The 19,800-nt window shown below is 28.8% G+C and carries 16 protein-coding genes; 5 read left to right on the top strand and 11 right to left on the bottom strand.

What is annotated here, in order from left to right; translation table 11 throughout:
- Positions 1-85: 85 nt before the first annotated feature.
- The 6 genes from KQI18_RS11525 to KQI18_RS11500 form a co-directional block, all read right to left on the bottom strand.
- On the bottom strand, positions 86-1,297 hold the full coding sequence (locus KQI18_RS11525) for a M20 metallopeptidase family protein (protein ID WP_216468020.1): 1,212 nt from the start codon (positions 1,295-1,297) through the stop codon (positions 86-88).
- A gap of 66 nt (positions 1,298-1,363) precedes the next feature.
- Positions 1,364-2,206: a transporter substrate-binding domain-containing protein gene (locus KQI18_RS11520; protein WP_236887751.1), complete on the bottom strand. Its 843-nt coding sequence runs from the start codon at positions 2,204-2,206 to the stop codon at positions 1,364-1,366.
- 53 nt (positions 2,207-2,259) lie between these two features.
- Positions 2,260-2,925: an amino acid ABC transporter permease gene (locus KQI18_RS11515; RefSeq protein WP_216468019.1), complete on the bottom strand. Its 666-nt coding sequence runs from the start codon at positions 2,923-2,925 to the stop codon at positions 2,260-2,262.
- A gap of 14 nt (positions 2,926-2,939) precedes the next feature.
- A complete protein-coding gene (locus tag KQI18_RS11510) occupies positions 2,940-3,683 on the bottom strand; it encodes an amino acid ABC transporter ATP-binding protein (protein ID WP_216468018.1) in 744 nt (247 codons plus the stop codon).
- Between the two features lie 1,066 nt (positions 3,684-4,749).
- Entirely contained in the window at positions 4,750-5,340 is a 591-nt protein-coding gene (locus KQI18_RS11505) for a rubrerythrin family protein (RefSeq protein WP_216468017.1), read from the bottom strand.
- 753 nt (positions 5,341-6,093) lie between these two features.
- Positions 6,094-9,120, bottom strand: coding sequence for a cell wall-binding repeat-containing protein (locus KQI18_RS11500; RefSeq protein ID WP_216468016.1), 3,027 nt, complete (start codon positions 9,118-9,120; stop codon positions 6,094-6,096).
- Positions 9,121-10,342: 1,222 nt separating this feature from the next.
- On the opposite strand from KQI18_RS11500, the gene KQI18_RS11495 reads away from it, so the two are divergent.
- Both KQI18_RS11495 and KQI18_RS11490 read left to right on the top strand, forming a co-directional pair.
- A complete protein-coding gene (locus tag KQI18_RS11495) occupies positions 10,343-10,597 on the top strand; it encodes a hypothetical protein (RefSeq protein ID WP_216468015.1) in 255 nt (84 codons plus the stop codon).
- Between the two features lie 2 nt (positions 10,598-10,599).
- Positions 10,600-10,848 carry a hypothetical protein gene (locus tag KQI18_RS11490; RefSeq protein ID WP_216468014.1) on the top strand — a complete coding sequence of 83 codons (249 nt, stop codon included), beginning with the start codon at positions 10,600-10,602 and terminating at the stop codon, positions 10,846-10,848.
- A 213-nt stretch (positions 10,849-11,061) separates the two neighbouring features.
- Here KQI18_RS11490 and KQI18_RS11485 read toward each other — a convergent pair whose 3' ends face one another.
- Positions 11,062-11,559, bottom strand: a complete 498-nt coding sequence (locus tag KQI18_RS11485; protein WP_216468013.1) for a ferritin-like domain-containing protein — start codon at positions 11,557-11,559, stop codon at positions 11,062-11,064.
- Positions 11,560-12,840: 1,281 nt separating this feature from the next.
- On the bottom strand, positions 12,841-13,920 hold the full coding sequence (locus tag KQI18_RS11480) for a hypothetical protein (RefSeq protein WP_216468012.1): 1,080 nt from the start codon (positions 13,918-13,920) through the stop codon (positions 12,841-12,843).
- A gap of 327 nt (positions 13,921-14,247) precedes the next feature.
- On the opposite strand from KQI18_RS11480, the gene KQI18_RS11475 reads away from it, so the two are divergent.
- A complete protein-coding gene (locus KQI18_RS11475; protein WP_216468011.1) occupies positions 14,248-14,937 on the top strand; it encodes a hypothetical protein in 690 nt (229 codons plus the stop codon).
- Positions 14,938-15,835: 898 nt separating this feature from the next.
- Here KQI18_RS11475 and KQI18_RS11470 read toward each other — a convergent pair.
- The 3 genes from KQI18_RS11470 to KQI18_RS11460 are packed head-to-tail and all read right to left on the bottom strand — an operon-like array spanning position 15,836 to position 16,945.
- On the bottom strand, positions 15,836-16,408 hold the full coding sequence (locus KQI18_RS11470; RefSeq protein ID WP_216468010.1) for a manganese catalase family protein: 573 nt from the start codon (positions 16,406-16,408) through the stop codon (positions 15,836-15,838).
- Positions 16,409-16,431: 23 nt separating this feature from the next.
- Entirely contained in the window at positions 16,432-16,704 is a 273-nt protein-coding gene (locus tag KQI18_RS11465) for a spore coat protein CotJB (RefSeq protein WP_216468009.1), read from the bottom strand.
- Positions 16,694-16,945, bottom strand: a complete 252-nt coding sequence (locus tag KQI18_RS11460; protein WP_216468008.1) for a spore coat associated protein CotJA — start codon at positions 16,943-16,945, stop codon at positions 16,694-16,696. Before KQI18_RS11460 ends, KQI18_RS11465 begins: the two co-directional genes overlap by 11 nt.
- A 277-nt stretch (positions 16,946-17,222) precedes the next feature.
- Here KQI18_RS11460 and cooS point away from each other — a divergent pair, with 277 nt between their 5' ends.
- Complete coding sequence (gene cooS / locus KQI18_RS11455; RefSeq protein ID WP_216468007.1) at positions 17,223-19,139, top strand: anaerobic carbon-monoxide dehydrogenase catalytic subunit; 1,917 nt, start codon at positions 17,223-17,225, stop codon at positions 19,137-19,139.
- 1 nt (position 19,140) lies between these two features.
- Positions 19,141-19,329, top strand: coding sequence for a hypothetical protein (locus KQI18_RS14590; RefSeq protein ID WP_216468146.1), 189 nt, complete (start codon positions 19,141-19,143; stop codon positions 19,327-19,329).
- Positions 19,330-19,800: the final 471 nt, after the last annotated feature.

The raw sequence follows: 19,800 nt of genomic DNA, 5'->3' as shown, positions 1-19,800 counted from the left end.
ACTTATAGTAAATATGTTGAAATTTAACATGGTACTAATATTATAAAGAACTAAATAATTTAACATTACTAGCTCTTTATAATATTTAAAATGGGTATTTATTACCATTTAATATATTAACAGCCGTCATAGCAAATATACCAGATACTTTACTTAATATATTTTCACATATACAAAAGTCACAAGAATGCAGGGAAACTTTTCCTACATTTTCTAGAGGTACACATCCAACGAAAAAGTATGCACTTCTTCTTTCCTCGGAATAAAAACAGAAATCCTCACCACCTAGATAACTTTCATGTGAATACTCAACATTCTCTCTGTCTAGTAGCTGAACAGTAGAATTATATATTATTTCAGTGCATTCTTTATCATTAATAACATGGTTAACTCCATTTGACCATACTACATTAGCCATAGCACCATTTGCTTTTGCTATATTGTAAACCATACTATCTACGTTATTAATCATACTCTCTAAACCTTCTTTAGTTATGTGTCGTAAGGTACCTTTCATTGTACACGTATTTGGTATAATGTTACCTTTATCAATAGGACCAGCATGTATAGACCCTATAGTAAGAACAGCTGGTTCCATTGGATTTAATTTTCTAGATACAATTTGTTGTAATCCATTGTATATCTGAGTGGACACAGCTATTGGATCTATACATTTATCCGGCCATGAACCATGGCCACCTTTACCTTCAACTATTATACTAAATGGTCTTGTAGCAGAAAAGGCAGTTTTAGTCGGTATAATAATTTTACCAGCTTGATATTCAGGAAAGCAATGAGCTCCAATTACAGTGTCAACATAAGGACATTCTAATACTCCATTACTGATCATTAACTTTGCACCAGCACCAGTTTCTTCAGCAGGTTGAAACACAAATTTTACTGTGCCTGAAAATCTTTCTTTCAATTTAGACAGAATCATAGCTGACCCTAGTAGCCAAGTCATATGAGCATCATGCCCACATGCATGCATCATACCTTCAGTTAATGATCTATATTCGCAATCATTAGATTCCGTAATTGGCAGTGCATCCATATCAGCTCTTAACATTACACATTTACCGCTTCCTTTTTTTTCACCTTGTAAAATACCAACTAATCCTGTTTGTCCTTCAATACTTATAACTTCAATTCCATCAATAGAATTTAGATATTTTTTTATGGTATTACAAGTTAAATATTCTTGCATAGATAGTTCAGGTATACTGTGAAGCTCTCTTCTGATATCAAGAAGTTTATTTTGGATTTCATTCATATATTTTAAGATTTCTTTTTTCATATAAACCTCCTTTCAAATAAAATAGCTGTAGATTAGATTTCTAAACTACAGCTATTTTGTTATTTGTTATTGTAATATTTCTACTCCTTCGGGTGCATTTGAAAAATCCATTCCATACCATTTATCATAAATCTTTGCTAGAGTTCCATCGTCTTTCATATCTTGTATTGCTTTTGTTACTGTTTTACAAAGTTCCTCAGATTTTTTATCTCCTTTTTTAAATGGATAAGCTTTGGCACCTACTGTAACATCTTCTTCAACCATTCTTGCATCTAATATTCCTTCTTTTATCTTATAAGCTGTTTCTCCAGCAGCAAGAAGCATAACATCCACCTTTTTTTGTTTAAAAGCTTCATCTAAAAGTTCTGCACTGTCATAAGCAACTACATCTATGTTTATACCTTGATCTTTAGCTACTTGTTCAAATAAATTTTTACCATTTGAACCTGATGTAAATCCACAAACTAAACCGTCAATATCTTTTAATTTCTTGATATTTGTTTTATCAGCATGAACTATTAATTTTTCAGGAATATATGCATAGGCCTCAGAAAAATTGTATTTTTCTAAACGATCTTCATTTATAGTAATAGTGTTTCCAACAGTGTCTGCTTTACCTGAATCTAAATAGCCAAATAATGAATTAAATTCCCCTGTAATAAATTCTACTTCAAGTCCTGTTTTCTTCGATATTTCTTTCCATATATCAGCTTCTTGCCCCTTATGAATTCCACTTTCTACATATGAATTAGGTACTGAACTTGATCCAGATGCAACTACAATCTTAGTTGGTTTTTCAGCTTTAGTATCTGCGTCAGTCTTTTCCTTGTTATTATTGCTAGAGCAAGCTGTAAATCCAACAACCATTAATAGTGATAGTAGAATTGCTGTTACTTTTTTAAGTTTCATTATTAAGTTCCTCTCCCTTAATGATTATTTTTATATAAAGTTTATTTATATACTTAATATAATTTTGCCACATAATTTTCTAATACATTTTGAACTTTCTCTACTAAGACAACTAGTATCAAATAAATAATTGTTACACATAAATATGCTTCAAAAAAACGTGTACTTAATGCTGCTTCAATTTTTGCTGCAGACATAATATCTGCCAAACCAACTGTAAATCCAAGCGCAGAGCCCTTTATTATTCCAATAAACTGATTCCCGATGGAAGGCAAAGCTACTACAAATGCTTGAGGTAATACAGCCCTTATCATAGTTTGATATTTTGTCATTCCCATGGAATAACAAGCTTCAAGTTGTCCTTTATTTACCGATTCCAATGCAGCCCTAAAGTTTTCTGCCATAAATGCTGATGTATTAAGAGTTAATGCAATAATAGTTGCTTGGAAAGCAGACATTGATTGCAATGAGACTATTACAGTAGGTAATCCAAAATAAAGGATAAATAACTGAGCAACTAATGGTGTTGCTCTAAAAAATGTTATGTAATATCCAAATAAACGGTTTATAACCGGTACCCTATAATACCTGAAAATAGATATAATGATAGATAAAAACAAAGTAAAAATTAAAGATAATAACGAAATTCCAATAGTCATCTTTAAAGAAGGTAAAACTATTGGAAATAAATTAAAAAACCATTCAAAATTAAAATTCATATAAAATATCCTTTCTATTCTATGCCATTTATTGTATTAACAAATTTTCTAATTCTCTCGTTTTTACAATTTTCAAATATCTCCTTGGGAGTACCCATGCCGGCTACTAATCCATTTTCAAGAAAAATCATTCGGTCTGCAACTTCTTTTGCAAATTTCATTTCATGAGTAACAATTATCATAGTTGTTTTGTTTGATTCTGCTAATTTTTTTATTACATTTAATACTTCTCCTACCAATTCAGGATCAAGAGAAGATGTTGGCTCGTCAAATAATATTACTTTCGCTGATACTGCCATAGCCCTTGCAATTCCTATTCTTTGTTGCTGACCGCCAGACATTTCTCTAGGATAAGCATTTTTTTTATCTAATAAGCCTACTTTATCTAATATATCTAAAGCCGTTTTTTCTGATTCTTTTTTAGGTTTTTTCTGCACGGTAATCATCGGTTCCATAATATTTTGTAATGCAGTTTTATTGTTTAATAGATTGTAATTTTGAAATACCATTGCGGTTTTTTTTCGTAGATTATAGATATCTTTTTTTGTTGCAGTTTTAACATCGATAGTAAATCCATCAATAGTTATTACACCTTCCGTAGGTTCAGTTAAATAATTTAAGCATCTAAGTAATGTGGATTTACCTGTACCAGATGGACCTATCAAAGCAACAACTTCACCTTCTTTTATATCTAAAGTTATATCTTTAAGAACAACTAAGTCACCAAACCTTTTATTTAAATTTTTAATACTTATCATAACGTTTTCCTTTCTTGAATAACAATTATATTAATAAAAAACTATTAAATTTATATCGATATTTGTCAAATTTAATTATATATTAGATATTATTTTGATGCCAATTGATAATATCGATATAAATACTATAACTTATAGGTATTTATTATTCAGAAATGCAAGTTTAAATGTTTATAATTTTTTTAAATCAGTTTCATTAACATGGAAGTAGAAGTTACTCCTAAAGAGGTTTTATTGACACTACTTGTCCCACAATGAAGGACAGACAGCTTTACTGCCACAGGTCGGCCAAGCTTATTGATTAAGAGTGTTCAAATTCTAAGATGTATAAGACTTGAAGCAGGATTTTTGGACAAAGTATTTAAAACTAGCTTGAAGGAGCAATACTCTGTAAAGTTACAATTATAAAAGTTATTGTATATCTCTGCAAAGCTTTATTTTGAGAAAGGCTTTATGAATATACTTCTGAAAAAGATATCTACACACAAGCCAACGAACGGAGTATTTTGGTATGTTTTACCATTGATTTAATTCAAAAGAAGGAGTTTTAGAAGAAGTAAATCAAGATACCTCTTCAGAAACCCTAAAATATTTTTATACAAATTTTAATAATCATCAATTAACCAACTTTTATAAGTTAAATTAAAGCTATAACCGATAAATAAGAGATATTTTGTTAAGGGGGAAATCATTATATACTCGACTATTGCAATAGGAATCTTGGGGTATTCTAATTATCATTATAGGAGTTATAACCAATAGAGAAGATGAAAAAGAGTTAGCACATTTAAAAGATATGAGAGCAATAACAAAGGACGAATATGACAAAAAAGGAAAGTGTTATTAAACATATAATAAATTGGTACACATAAACTAAATGTGTACCAATTTGTTTGCCATAGTAGTAATAAAATATAAAATACCATGAGAAGTATTAAATAAAAGTTGATTAACTATAGAAACTAGATATTAATAGGGTCACTATGAGCCTATCCCTTTGATTATTTAACAAGCCAACTAAAATGTATTAATTTCAACTTGATTACATCTTATGCGATTATTAATTCTAATTCTCAAACGGAGAAGATGTACGACGTATAAAATAACCCTGATCATGGCTACATACAGGACAGCTTTGTGGAGCTGAGGTTCCATGATGGATATGACCACAGTTTAGACAGATGAAATCTACAGGGGTATAGCTTGTAAACAGTTTTCCGCCCTGCATTAGAGACATATAATGTTTAAATCTAATACTGTGAGTTTGTTCGATTGCAGCAATCTGATGAAAAGAGTTTGCAATTGCTGTAAATCCTTCTTCCTGTGCTTTATCTCCAAATTCCTTATATATTGTGGTATGTTCGGCTTCTTCGTGTTCTGACGAAAGTCTTAAAAGTTCCATGATATCATTTGTATTGTCTATAGGATAATCTGAATTAATGGAAATCCCCTGACCTGTAAATTCTTTTAAATGATTGTAAAATACTTCTGCATGCTCTTTTTCCTGTTCAGACGTATAATTAAATAAAAAATAAAGAACCTGAAGATTCTGTTCTTTAGCAATTTCCGCTGCGAATTGATATCTTCTCCATGCTTGGCATTCTCCTGCAAATGCTCGTAAAAGATTCTCTTTTGTAATGCTTTCAGATAGATTCATATGATACACTCCTTTCTTTTTTAATATTTCCAGATCACCCCAAAATTATACAGTTTTGTAATATAATTGATAACATATATTATACTCGTTTCCTGAATTGCACTTCTATTTTCTGATATTCATAATATTGGTAGAGCAATCAAATTTATAAAAATAAATTCAATTCAAATATTTTAAGATTATAGTGTTTGTATACCAACCTAATGTAAAATAGAAAAGTAATGTAAAGAGTAGTGGGGTATTTCTTCTTTCATATTTCTTTATATGATATAAATTTAAAGAAAATTTAATTAATTATTTAATTATAATTTGAAAAAATGCCATGAACTTAGCGATGAACAATGGAGTACCAGACTTCTACGAATTGCAAAGAAGGATTTTATTAAGCGATCTCTTTAAAATTCAACTATCAGCTAAAAATATCCTGTATTTTTTATTGCACGATATTATTTATTATAAAGATAATTTAGTAACAGATTTACCTTTGTTAGAACGTAAGAAGTTATTATAGAAGACTGTTAAGGAAATGGATAGATCTGGGCAATATAACTAGATAGATGGTAATTATTACTAATTAGGTTGAATTATCATAGATACATATAGAAAAGTGGTTGAGTGGTTGGAAAATAGAAATTAATGTAGATAGTAAAAGGGTAGCTAATTTGCTACCCTTTTTTGAGTATTACGATTATTAATATCTTTTTAATTGATTATCAAAAGTGAAATACTGTTAATAATGCAATTTCATTTATATTATTTAATATTTTTTAAGAATCCTTCTAATCTTTCATTATTAGAAATAAGAAGAGATCGATTGTTTTGTGTAGCAAATACAGAGCCTACTAGTGCATCCGGATAGTTTTCTCCTGTAGTTACTACAATATTTTTAAAGTTAGGAGAAATATGTTTTGCTACAAGATAAGACGTTTCATATCTATCTACTCCAGCTACTCTCTTTACAGTATGAGTATTCTTTAAATTCTTCTCTATTGTTTCAGATACTGATTTAGAACCTCCACCTATCGTTATGTCTTTAATTTCTAAATCTTTTATAGTTTTGGCAGTTTCATTTGATAATGAATCTGGTGTTGTCAATAAGATAGGCATTTTTTCTTTAACTGCCATAGCAGACATACTTATTGCATCAGGAAAATTAGTTCCATCAACTAAAATAGCTTTTTTAGTATAACTTTTGGAATCAGCAATTTTTTGTGCTATTAATGCAGAAGTTTCATATCTATCTGTTCCACCAATCCTATCTATATTGTAATTTTTTAATACGTTTTCAATATCCTTAGAAATAGATGAGCTACCTCCTATAATAATTACATTCTTTACATTAAGTCGCTGTAATTCATTCTCTACTTCTTTTGTAATATTATTTTGTTTTGTAAGTAGCAGAGGAGCTTTTAGGTTATCTGCTAAAGGTGTTGATGACATTACATCGGTATAATTTTCACCATTAGCTATTATGGCAACATCTGCATTCTTGAATTTTTTACTTACCTCAACAGATGTTTGATATCTGTCATTACCAGCTATTCTTGATACATTGTGTTTCGATAACCCATTTTCAAAATCATTATTAATGCTATTTGTCCCACCAATAATTACAATGTCTTTTTTGTTAAATTGTGTATTACTGGAACCACCGGAATTATTATGTATGTCTTTTTCCTCTAATTTTAATATAGCTTCCTCTAGTATAACTATAACACTATCTATTTCTTCCTGAGTAGTATCCTCTTTTGATACTATATTATTTGCTTTCTTAAGAGCTTCATCCAAGGCTTTTTTACTTGTTGCTGTAAATTCTTTATTTTTTGAAGGTTTTTTAGATTTTGCTTCTTCCATAACCTTAATTAGATTTTCTTTATTTACATCATTCACTTCAACTAAATTATCCATTGCAGTTTCAAGGTCTTTTATTGTGCTATTTATCTCATCTTGAGTAGATGAATTTTTTCTTGATACATCTTTTGCATTAGAAAGGGCATTGTCAAAGATTTTTTTTGATTTCTTTGAAAAAATCTTTCCTTCAGATGGTTTTAATGAATTTGCATTATTTATTATTTTTTCTAACTCTGTTTTATCTATCTTATATTCTATATTGCTTACAGTTAGATTGTCGTCGCCTGTATAATCAATTTTCTTTCTTATATCTATGTAATTTGGGTGACTAATCTCCATTATGTTTTCACCTATAATTAATTCTTTTTTAGATACTTCAGCTGTGAAAGAGTCATTATAATCAACTATTTTTCCATTTATCTTTATTGAAAGGTTTTTATCAACAATATCGTAAAGACTTTCTTTATTTTTATTTTTAAATGCTATAATAAGGTCTTCATATTTTATACTTATATTTGCATCTGCAAATTTTTTCGACTGAATACTCTTTTTAAGATCCGTATATCCTTTTGATTCAATCTCTAAAGTATATTTACCTTGTCTATCTAAGAAACATTCCTTATCTATGATTAGCTTGTTATCTTTGATTGAATAATTTGATGTTTTTTCAAAACCTCTTGGATCGAAAATACTTATTTTAGTTATATTGTTTAACCAATCGATATTATCAATATGTTTTATTTCTAAATCTTGGCCTTGCTCTATATAGTCTAAATCAAAACTAGGGCTTTCTTTAACAGATAAATCTATATTAGGTACAGTCAAGTCTAATTGTCCTGAAATATAAGAACTTGCTTTTATTTTAATAGTGTATTTTTCACCTTGTTTAAAAAGACTCGGTTTAATTTCTAACTTATCTCTATTTATATTATAATCAATACCTTTTTCAAGAGTAGTTTTTTTATTCTCCGAATCAAATAATAATATTTTAGTCATATATTTTGTCAAGTAGGATTCTTCACGTTCCTCAGTTGTAATTGTATAATTTAAATTTCCATTTTCATTAAATTTTCCATATAATTTTGGTGGATGAAGTAATGGAGAAATCACTTTATATTCATCAATAAAACCAGGAACTCTAAATTCCATTTGATATATATCGAATTGATAAGTTGTTTCTAAAAAAGATATAGTAATTTCATTATTCTTCTTATCTACATCCAACTTATAACTTTCAGGTCTTACATTTGTTCCAAAACTTCTATTTACAATAGTTAGATGTTCCTTTTTCAATGAATTAATCCACTCATCTGCATTTAAGTTTTTAGCTTTTAACTTAAGTACACATCCTTCACCTTCTCCCATCTCACTTGCAGATAGATCTGGAGTTAACTTTAAGTCAGAAAAATCTTTTGGTGTTGCTATAGGATACTTATATACATTATCATTTAGATAGAAGTAAATATTATTATTACCTTCTATCAAGAATTTATAGGGAATATATATATCAAACCAAGAGGCTTTATCTATACTAACATCAGAATGCTCATATTTTGTATTATTAATTCCAATATGACTGATTGCATTTTTGAAATCACCATTTAACTTGTCCTCGTTTATTGTTAGTATTAAATGGCCAGTTTCATTTTGAAAAATAGACTCTTCTACAAATTCATTGTCAATAATTGTTTTTATCTTACTTTCATCGATATTTTCTATTTTAGGGGTGTTATCTTCATCTGAATCTTCGTATCCGCCATTAAAACCCTCAGTACCAGAGCCAGGATTAAATGTAGCTTTTGTCATTGCGTCAATCTCAACTGGTTTTACGTAATAATTTTTATTAATTGAATTTGTATCTGCAAAAGATAAACTTGAGGATGTCATTGTAAAAATAATCATAGCTGGTAATATTATTGCTTTTTTCATATGAATACTCTCCTTATTTTATTATTTATTCTTTGAGAATGAATGTCAATATCACGAGAATAGCACAAATAGATTAATTATTCAAGAGTAAAGGATTGCTCATTTTAATCACCCCAATCCTATTATATATAAATATGATGATTAAAAAATATGCCACATTATTGAATTAAAAAGGTGGCATATTGATTTACTATATCCACAATATAAAAAAGGAATAAATAGATAATTAAATAAATTTGTATTAAGAAGAGCTTTAGATGATTTATAGATTTAATATACCACTAAAATATTTATATGGGAGATATATCTATTATATGATAGTGTAGAATAACCCAATAATTATAATTAGTTGAACGATGAATTTCATTAGTTTATATAGAAGTTAGATTCTTATTAATGTTTATTTAATAAATATTAATATTTGACAAGTTATACTTTTTGTTCTATTGTTACGATAAAGACAATCATTATCAATTGTACTAAGTAGTCTTTTTTAATGTATAAAAAGTAATCAAAATGAAAATGAATATAATAATATTAGTTCAATTGGGTTAAATAATTTCTCCTAAACATGGCTTAGAAAAAACACCTTGATATAATCGAAATAATTATATCTCATTAAATAATTCACCTCAGGATAGAGGTGTTTTTTCTTTTAAAATAATAATAATAGGAATAAATCAAAGGTATATTTAATATAATATATAGTGCTTATACATCACATCCTAAGTGTATATAGTACTAATTAGATTTTTGTATTTACTGGCAAAGGCATCTACATCTGTAGGTGCTTTTCTATGTATATAAACGATTTTAGTTTAATTATAATAACATTGAAGATTAGGTGTTTTGGGTATGTAATTTTAATTAATGCATATAATAGTTTGAGATTTAATTTATCAGTACTTCTCTTGCGTTTATATTTACACGATAAGGCTCTGTTACCTTATGTAGTTATTTTTACACAAAATGGTATTAACTATAGGTATAGGTATTGTTAATATACTTATATTAGTACTAAATACATTACTGCCTTAAAATGTTTAGTACTAGAATAATCACTAAATCGTCTATAAAAAAGCACCGCTTTATGTGGTGTTTTTTTATGTTAAATTATTCAAATTAAAATGGAATTCACTTAAATATCTACAAAGTGTGGGTGTTTTTTATCGCAATAAATGGGGTAGATTATTATACATAATTTTTAAAACCGGAGGTATTTATGGAAGATTTCGTTGCACAATTCGTAAACATTGGTGCAGTAGGTATAGTAGCGTATGTATTATTTAAAAATACGTTAGATGAAAAGAAGCAAGATAGGGATTTATATAGAGAGAGTGTAGAGACATTTACAGAGACATCAAAACAATATGCAGAAAGCATACAGACTTTAAGTTATAGAGTTGAGAATGTCGAGCAAGGCAATGGAAGAATTGAACAAAAACTTGATAAATTCACAGATAGAACGGATGAATAAAGATGAGAATAGCAATAACTGTAGGACATTGTATATTAAAAAGTGGATTATGTACTATTGAAAACGGAGTAGTAAACGAATATCAATATTGCAAAATGTTATCTGATTTCTTAGCGAAAATACTTAGAGCTGTAGGTTGCACAGTAGATGTTATAATCTGTCCTGAGAGGCAATTCACAAGTAAGAGTCAGGAAAGAACTTATAAACTACCTCGTATAAATGGCAAGAAGTACGATCTAGTAAAACTATAGTAGATATAGCAGATTACAAGAGTTATATGTGCAGGGATGCTTACGTTATAGGTGGTGGAGCAAGCAAAGGATTAGATAAACCCCAATACTTTAACTGAGAGATGATAGTATGGATATATTCGTAGGTAATGACTTTAAAGAGACTTATAGAAAAGTGGTTGAGTGACTGGATGGTAGAAAATATATGTAAACAGAACAAGGGTAGCTTAATTGCTACCCTTGTTTATTGTTATTGTGTATTTCAAATTGATGAAGCAGTGAATAATACGTGTTTGTATGATTAAGTTCATCAGTTATGATACTAGAAATCAATTCTTTATAATCAGGATCCTGTAGTTTGTTCATTATCAACTTAAGTCTTTCAATTGATACTAAATTTTCTTCAAGAGCGTACTTTAATGCCGATATAAAACCTTTAGGTGGTACAAAGGTTCCCGTGTATAACGGTGTATAATTACCTGTAAGACGAAAATATAAATTTTGCAGTAATGAAGTGTGTTTTAATTCATCATCTATTATAGATTGTAAAAGTGTTATTAATCCACTTACTTGGGTGGTAGTAAGATTAGGTATAGGAGAAAGATCCATTAATCTAATATTGTCAAATACCCACTGATAATATTGTAGATTTCTTTCCTTAGATATTATAGCTTCACCAATCATATTTATAGTATCCTGATCTAAAGCATCCCGAAAAGTTTTTCTATACATTATAAACCTCCTAATTGTTTTACTATAGATATATGTGTTGAATAATATTTTAGATACTTATTAAATAATTGCTTAAAATAACCCACCATTGACAATACTAACCCAAGAGGTGATTATATGGATATATTCGATGAAAAAATCAAACCAATGTTAATAAAAAATACCATCTTAACAATAATAAGATGGTATTTAAATTACTATATTTTCCGCATGGGCAGAATGAACCTCATAATAAATTTAAAAGGAAATGATTATTGAAATTTATTGCTCACTATATAATATGCAGTATTAGTATAATATGTTATATGAAAACGAGAATAGTTTTAAATAAAACAATCTTCCACATACTAATCGAAAAACATCCGTAGTCCAAGCGGGTGTTTTTTATTTATATATAAACGAAATAATGATATAACAGAGTAGTCTTTTCAACAATTTTAAAATATTATTATATTCAAGAGAAAAAGAGCCATGTAAATTAATACATAGTCTCTTTTTCATTTATTAATGTAGAGGTATACACAAATCAATTTTAACATACTGCTTTCTGCGATACAATGATAGAAGAAGAGGCATAGAAAAAGCAGCGATAATGGGAAAAAAAGAGCCACAGGGTCGTCACTCCGTATGGCTCTAAACGCTGATCGAATTGTCGAAAGAATAATTCAGAAATATACTTCTACAAATTTTTAATAATTCCTTCTTTTTAAGAGGTTTTATCGGTGATATAATAAAAATTCTTCAGTATTAAAAGGAATAAGAGAAGATAAATTAGCCAAAGAATGTAGAGAATAAAGAAGATTAGCGTAATAGCTACTCTATTTATATTATAATTTTGATATATTAAGTCAATTTAATTGCTGAGATGAGAAAATTAGTATTTAGAATAGTTGAGAGCATATTGAAAAACGTAAAACATGCCACCTACTATATTATTAAGATGGCATGCTCTAAATCACTATATCTATATAAAGATTAAAAGGAAACATTTATAAACATTTAAAGAAACTTATAAAACTGTAGATTATTTATAGTGGATTAATTATTCCCACTAATACAATATATGTATAAATATAAGTTAAGTGTATACTGATTGTTTGAGGTGACGTAAAAATCAAAAAAAGAGAATGATTTTAAAAAATAGTTATTAGGTGTGTAAATTAAAAACACACCTATTGCACTAAACAGTATACAATTTAATTAAATGTATATGAATAAAAAAATTTTAAGTAATCATAGGTAAACTTAGATAAGGGGGGTGAAAGGGCTTATTAAAAAAAGTTATTTCTCCTCCTCGTCTTCATCTCTTATCTTTTTTATAGTATCAGCTTGTACTTCTGATTTTTTGTTTTCTAATTTTGGTCTTTGAAATTCGTGTACAGGACCTTCCCCTGGATACATTATAGGATATTGAATTTGGTGGTTTAAATCTGCTTGGTTAATATTGTCTATTGGTATGTTAGGTAAATATATCTTTTTAGATTTAGCTTTATCTTTTTCTTTATCCGTTTTTTCTTCTAACTTTTTATTATCATTATAATCTTTTTCTTCATCCTCTGATAAGGATTTTTTTTCTTCATCATTTGATATGGATTCTTTGTCTTCAGTATTTTCTATATTCTCAAATTTTACATTATTTGTATAAGACTGATTTAGTTCATTTAATTGGTTTTTATAAGATTTTAATTTGCAAATAAGTTCTTCTACTTTTTCACAAGATTTACAGATAAATTCTTCTACTTTTTCATAAGACGGCTTATCACCAAGTTCTTCAATAATGCTTTTTACTAAAATGTCCTCAAAATCGCTTGAAAAATCTTCACATAAAGCAGACCTTGATATTTCTAGTATTAGTGTTGAAGTAGAATTACCAAATAAATAAGTCCAGTATTTTATTTTCTTTAATTTATTCCACATATTAGCTATCTTGTAAGTTATAAATTTCTTTGAAAGAATTATTTGTTTAAGAAGCTGTTTTGCTACCAAAGTGCTTGTTTCCTTATTATAAGATGATTTATATATTGTTAAATCTTTATAGCTATCTTCAAAAGAAATAACAATAGATAATTGCACATCAATATATTCAAGAGAAGCTTTATCAATAAAGCTTTCATCACTGATTACTGTAGCACCTTCATTTATTAGTATATTTTTTATTGATTCAACTAATTTTCTTTCTTCTTTATTATTAGTTATATCTTTTAATATTAATGTTTTTTCAAATAATCTTGGAAACAGCACAATATCTTCATTATCTACAATATATTTAACTCCCATCGTACTACAATAATCAATTAAATATTCTTTATCATTATCATTAAAATCCATGATTTTATTTTTATTCAACATAATACTACCCATGGTTATATCACCCCAATTTTTTGTTTTTATATTATATAGTATGTTAATTATAAAAAAACTGTGTTAAATCTAGAATGCTTTCTGTATATATTAATTTCACGCAATGTTCTATTTTTAATTGGTAGTAATAATTATTTTAATATTGATACAAAATGTATTTTTCTTGATATGTTATTCTATTATCCAACCTCATCATATTTTTTAATATACATTTTATAGAAAAATATTCTGATTTGTAACAATTTTAGACTGTTTACAATACAATATATCAAGAAGCAACAAAATTTGCTTCTGGAAATTAAAAGTATATAGGAGGTTTTTTACAATATGCCAAATTTAAAACAAGCAATACAACCAGGTTTATGCCCAATTAACCCAGAAACAGGATTACCACAATGTCCACCACCAGATAGAATAGAATGTATAACTGTAGAAAAGGTTTATGATAGCTGTTACCAAGTTGATAATAGAAATCAAAATATAGTAACTACTGCTGTTTTTTCAGCAGGTTTAGCCGTAGGAGATCTAGTTAACTGTGCACTTGATACAGTAACAGGAATTACCTGCGTAGAATCTGGACCTCGTGTTCCTGTTGGAGATGGTTACTATAATGTAACTCTAGTAATTACAGTACCATTAATATTAACTAATCCAATTGATGATACTCTAACATTTGCTAGCAGCTTTGTTTTTGCTAAACAAGTTAGATTATGTGCTCCAGCAGGAGTTGACGTTAGTTGTGAAGGAAGTACTATAGTAGGCTGCAACTGTGTAGTAACAGCTTTAGTTGGTGGCGTTGCGACTATTTCTTGTGATATTCAAGCTTGTATAGTTATAAAGAGTACTTTAGACGTTCAATTACTTGTTCCTAGCTATGGTTTCTGCATACCAAAACAATGTGCTCCAATATCTGGAGTTTGCCCTACATTACCACCTGCACAATGTTTTGGAGATACACAAGCTACAACTTGTACAACTTGTACAACTACTGGCACAACTACTGGCACAACTGTATAGTAGATTGCTTATAATACCTTTAGATATTACAGAGGATACTATATAACAGTATTAGATTTTAGTAAATCCATTCTAGTAGATATGTATGAAATCATCTGCTAGAATGGATTTTTAAACTTGTATCAATTATTATTACTGTATTTAATATTCTATTTTATGGAAATTATAAATAAGATAACGGATAGAGTTAAAACAAAAATGGATATAACTGTTTATTGCGAAACTACCTGCTTAATTGTAGGTAGTTTTTTATGTAAAATATAAGAATCTTAATTAAACAAAAAAATGCCAACTTAACTATAATAAGATGGCATTTAAATTAATATATTTTCTACATGGGCAGAATGAACCTCATAATAAATTTTAAAAGGAATTGTTTATTGAAAATTTTATTGTTCGCTATATAATATGCAGTATTTATACAATTTGTGAACCAGTGATTTTATTGATAATTGATTTTTCTATTTAAATATATCCGAGGAAATGGTATACTGGAATTGAACTTTTCTCATATTATTGTAATTTTTGCAAACGAAAAAGAGCCTTGTAAATTAATACATAGGCTCTTTTTTTACTAATGTAGAGGTATACACAAATCAATCTTAACAATACAATGAAACTCACAATAATAACTTAAATAGGAATTGATTACGAAGTATTTTATGAAATAAGTGTAATATATGAACATTTTAAACAATTATATAGGTAAATAAGGATAGCAAAATGCTATCCTTATATATACTATACGATTTTAGTAATAATTGAATCTCACAAATAAAAAATTTATCCAAATCATAGGTTAAATATGGAGAATTCAATTAAATAGTTGTGAAATCCACTCATTCATAAAAATAACTTTGATTTATATCATAATTATCCTGTCATTGTTGCTTATGGACTAGAAGATTCTTTGACACTCTTCATAATCATAAATATCCATCAAAGCCTCACCAAATCTTTGATAGTGAACTAACTCCCTTTGTCCTAGGAATCTTAAAATTTCTTTTATATCAACATCATCAGTTAAATTTGTTAATTGATAATATGTTGATAATGCTTTTTGTTCGGCTGCCATATCTTCATGCAAATCAGTTATAGGGTTACCCATAACAGATATATATGCCGTTGTATATGGAACTCCGTGTGAATCTGATGGATATATACCATATCCATTTTGTGCATAATTAGTTCCAAAACCTGCAGCTTCTAACTCATCAGGAGTTGCATCAGAAGTTAGTTGGTAAATCATAGAAGATATAATTTCAACATGAGCAAGTTCTTCAGTTCCTATATCCGTTAGAAGTCCTTTTGATTTTCCAGTTGGCATTGTATATCTCTGACTTAAATATCTAAGAGCAGCTGATAATTCACCATTTGGTCCACCAAATTGTGTTAATAAAAATTTAGCCATTTGTGGATCTTTTCTTTTAAGATTCACAGGATGTTGTAGAGTTTTTTGATATATCCACATTTTTAATTCCTCCAATTTTTCTTTTATTCATAAAATTCTCTTTCCCAAGGCCATGGTTCATCAATCCATTGCCATTCTGGATCACTTAGGCTGTAACCGAAGTTAGTCAACGGACCATATATATGCTCGTAATCTAATATAGCTTGTGTAAAGTTATAACTAATATTGTTATATGTGTTTAATGCATCTCTATCATATGGGTTATTATCTAAATATAAATTCATATCAACAGCTGCAAATCCTGTTTCACTTATTTTAGTTAAAAGTTCTTGTCTAGTACAATTTTTATTTTCCATTACAACAACCTCCATAGTACTTATTAGGTGTGATGTATTGATCCTTGTTATATAAATCAGAGTCCCATAAATCTAATTCTGGAAATATAGTTCCTAAACTTAAAGCTAGTGAAAATCTATATAACTCATCATATACTTGTCTTTTAACATATGGTCTTGCTAATGATTTGTTATATGACCCAGTTTGAGAATCACAACAATCAGAACAATTACAATCAGTATTTTTATAATTATAGCTCAATGCAAATACCTCCTTTATTTTTATTGATAGGAAATCTATCTAATATATAATATTTTTCTTATAAAAAATTGTTACAATATAGTATAAATGATCGAATTTTATATTTTTATAGAACAAAAAGGAATTCTTAAGTTAAAAATGTAAAAAAAGCTATAAGTAATCTTCATGACTAATTAATTTTCTTTCTATATATAAAATACAAATTTAGAATAATATGTATTTTATATGTAGATAATAAAAGACAAACTGTAAATTTAGGAAGGAGTTATATAAAAATATGAGCGATACAATTAGAGAAAGATTTCAAGGACGAGTTAGTTATCATGACTCAGTCGAGGAAATGTTAAAGAGAATACAAACTGACGGACTTTCGAGTGTCTTTTCTAGATGGGAACCACAAGAAAAAATAAGATGTAAGTTTTGTCTTCAAGGCTTAAGTTGTCAATTATGTACACATGGCCCTTGTAGAATTAATGAAAAAACAGGAGTTGATAAAGGAGTTTGTGGTATCGGAGCAGATGCAATGGCTATGAGAAATTTCCTTATGAGAAACATAATGGGTGCAGCTACGTATGGACATCATGCATTCGAAGCCTTTAGAACACTTAGATCTACTGGAGAAGGAAAATCACCATTTAAAATAAAAGATGAATCTAAATTAAAGTGGATGTGTGAAAAAGTTGGAATTGATGCTAATCAAGACATCAATAAACTTGCTGTTCAATTAGCTGATTTACTTGACAAAGAAATGAAAGTAGGCCCTGATCAACCTAGTATAATGACAGAAGTTTTTGCCCCGCAAAAAAGAAAACCAGTATGGAAAGAGCTTCATATTTATCCTTCTGGTGTTCAACATGAAGTAGAAAACACAATTGCAAGCTGTTTAACAAATGTAGATGGTGATTATGTATCACTTGCTACAAAAGCACTTAGATTAGGACTATCCACTATATACACAGCACAAATAGGACTTGAAATGGTGCAAGATATATTATTTGGAACTCCTATGCCTCATGAAGTTAATGTTGACTTAGGCATAATGGATCCCGACTATGTAAATATAGTTTTTAATGGGCATCAACCTTGGGTGGGAGCACTTACTATAGAAAAACTTAGAAGAGGTGAATATAAAGATAAGGCTATAGCAGCAGGAGCTAAAGGTATTAGGGTAGTTGGTTCTATAGAAACAGGACAAGAGTTATTACAAAGATATGAAGTAGACGATGTTTTCGTAGGTCTTATGGGCAATTGGTTGGCTATAGAGCCACTCCTAGCTACAGGAACGGTAGATGCAATTGCTATGGATGAAAACTGTTCGCCACCAGCCATAGATCAATATGCTGAAAAATATCAAGTTGCATTAGTTAGCATAAGCACAATAATAGGTGTACCTGGTACAGAACATAAAATTCCGTATTATCCTGAAAAGGCTAATGAAATGTCAGATAATTTAATCGAAATAGCAATAGATAACTTTAAGAAAAGACATGGTAAAATAGAGCCTATGGTGCCTAAACATGTTACAAAGGCAATAGCAGGATTTTCAACAGAAGCTGTTTTAAGTGCTCTTGGAAATAAAATTGATCCATTAGTTGATGTAATAGCTTCAGGGAAAGTAAAAGGTATCGTTGCACTTGCAAACTGTTCTACATTAAGAAATGGGCCTCAAGACTGGAATACAGTTAATATAACAAAAGAGTTAATAAAAAAAGATATATTAGTAGTAGCTGGAGGTTGTGGTAATCATGCTCTTGAAGTAGCAGGATTATGTAACTTAGATTCTGTAGATAAATATGCAGGAGATGGTTTAAAAGAAATATGTAATATGCTTAAAATACCTCCAGTACTAAGTTTTGGTACTTGTACCGATACAGGTAGAATATCAATGCTTGTTACGGCATTAGCAGATCATCTTGAAGTTGATATACCAGACCTTCCTATAGCAGTTACTGCTCCAGAGTGGATGGAACAAAAGGCTACTATAGATGGGATATTTGCTGTAGCATATGGGGCATATACACACTTATCTCCTACTCCGTTTGTTACTGGTGCTCCTAAATTAGTAAAACTTCTTACTGAAGATGTTGAGGGATTAACAGGGGGGAAAGTAGCTTTAGGAGATGATCCAATTGAAGCTGCGAAGTCTATGGAAGCACATATAATTAGCAAAAGACAAAAACTTAGACTTAAATAATATTTTTATTAATTGGTTTAATCCACTAATTAAGTACGTATCTAGTGGTTCTAATAATGAATATGGAGTTTGGATAGAGCCTACCCTAGTATGTACAGTAGAGTATATGCCGAATGATAAGGGCAGTTTAAGGCAACCAGTATTAAAGGGAATAAGAGAAGATAAATTGCCGAATGAATGTAGAGAGTAAACATGGGTAGCTTAATTGCTACCCTTATTTTTAATTATACCTGAGTTTGCGGATTTTTTTGAAAAGAGGGTTATTTAAGATAATAAGTTAGCGTAATTAATTTCATTAGATATTATGCTTAATACTTGAAATCAAAAATTTATCGGATGGATCTTGTAATCCACCACCTACCCTTAGCTTGACAGATATTGCAAATAATGAATTTTTGCAATAAAAAAGCTACCACTGTAATATATGGTAGCTTTTTTAAATGAATTAAGCGATTAAATTATCGAAAAATAGTGATTTGTCTATTAATTACAATTTGCTTTTTTATTTTTGATTACTATAATTTGTATTAAAGTCTGAACCCATAAATAAAAAAATTAAATATGTTTAGATAGTAAATATGTAAATTAAATTAATATTAGAATGTAAATGAAACATTTGATATTTTTATAGGATCTGATGAAGCATTTGTAACTCCAACGT

It is taken from the genome of Metaclostridioides mangenotii (assembly GCF_018917235.1).
Classification (GTDB): domain Bacteria; phylum Bacillota; class Clostridia; order Peptostreptococcales; family Peptostreptococcaceae; genus Metaclostridioides.
This window is presented reverse-complemented; position numbering and strand designations above follow the sequence as displayed.

Bases quoted from the DNA above. Each gene is read 5' to 3' on its own strand.
- KQI18_RS11525 (WP_216468020.1), bottom strand. From the start codon at position 1,297: ATGAAAAAAGAAATCTTAAAATATATGAATGAAATCCAAAATAAACTT.
- KQI18_RS11520 (WP_236887751.1), bottom strand. From the start codon at position 2,206: ATGAAACTTAAAAAAGTAACAGCAATTCTACTATCACTATTAATGGTT.
- KQI18_RS11515 (WP_216468019.1), bottom strand. From the start codon at position 2,925: ATGAATTTTAATTTTGAATGGTTTTTTAATTTATTTCCAATAGTTTTA.
- KQI18_RS11510 (WP_216468018.1), bottom strand. From the start codon at position 3,683: ATGATAAGTATTAAAAATTTAAATAAAAGGTTTGGTGACTTAGTTGTT.
- KQI18_RS11505 (WP_216468017.1), bottom strand. From the start codon at position 5,340: ATGAATCTATCTGAAAGCATTACAAAAGAGAATCTTTTACGAGCATTT.
- KQI18_RS11500 (WP_216468016.1), bottom strand. From the start codon at position 9,120: ATGAAAAAAGCAATAATATTACCAGCTATGATTATTTTTACAATGACA.
- KQI18_RS11495 (WP_216468015.1), top strand. From the start codon at position 10,343: ATGGAAGATTTCGTTGCACAATTCGTAAACATTGGTGCAGTAGGTATA.
- KQI18_RS11490 (WP_216468014.1), top strand. From the start codon at position 10,600: ATGAGAATAGCAATAACTGTAGGACATTGTATATTAAAAAGTGGATTA.
- KQI18_RS11485 (WP_216468013.1), bottom strand. From the start codon at position 11,559: ATGTATAGAAAAACTTTTCGGGATGCTTTAGATCAGGATACTATAAAT.
- KQI18_RS11480 (WP_216468012.1), bottom strand. From the start codon at position 13,920: ATGGGTAGTATTATGTTGAATAAAAATAAAATCATGGATTTTAATGAT.
- KQI18_RS11475 (WP_216468011.1), top strand. From the start codon at position 14,248: ATGCCAAATTTAAAACAAGCAATACAACCAGGTTTATGCCCAATTAAC.
- KQI18_RS11470 (WP_216468010.1), bottom strand. From the start codon at position 16,408: ATGTGGATATATCAAAAAACTCTACAACATCCTGTGAATCTTAAAAGA.
- KQI18_RS11465 (WP_216468009.1), bottom strand. From the start codon at position 16,704: ATGGAAAATAAAAATTGTACTAGACAAGAACTTTTAACTAAAATAAGT.
- cooS (WP_216468007.1), top strand. From the start codon at position 17,223: ATGAGCGATACAATTAGAGAAAGATTTCAAGGACGAGTTAGTTATCAT.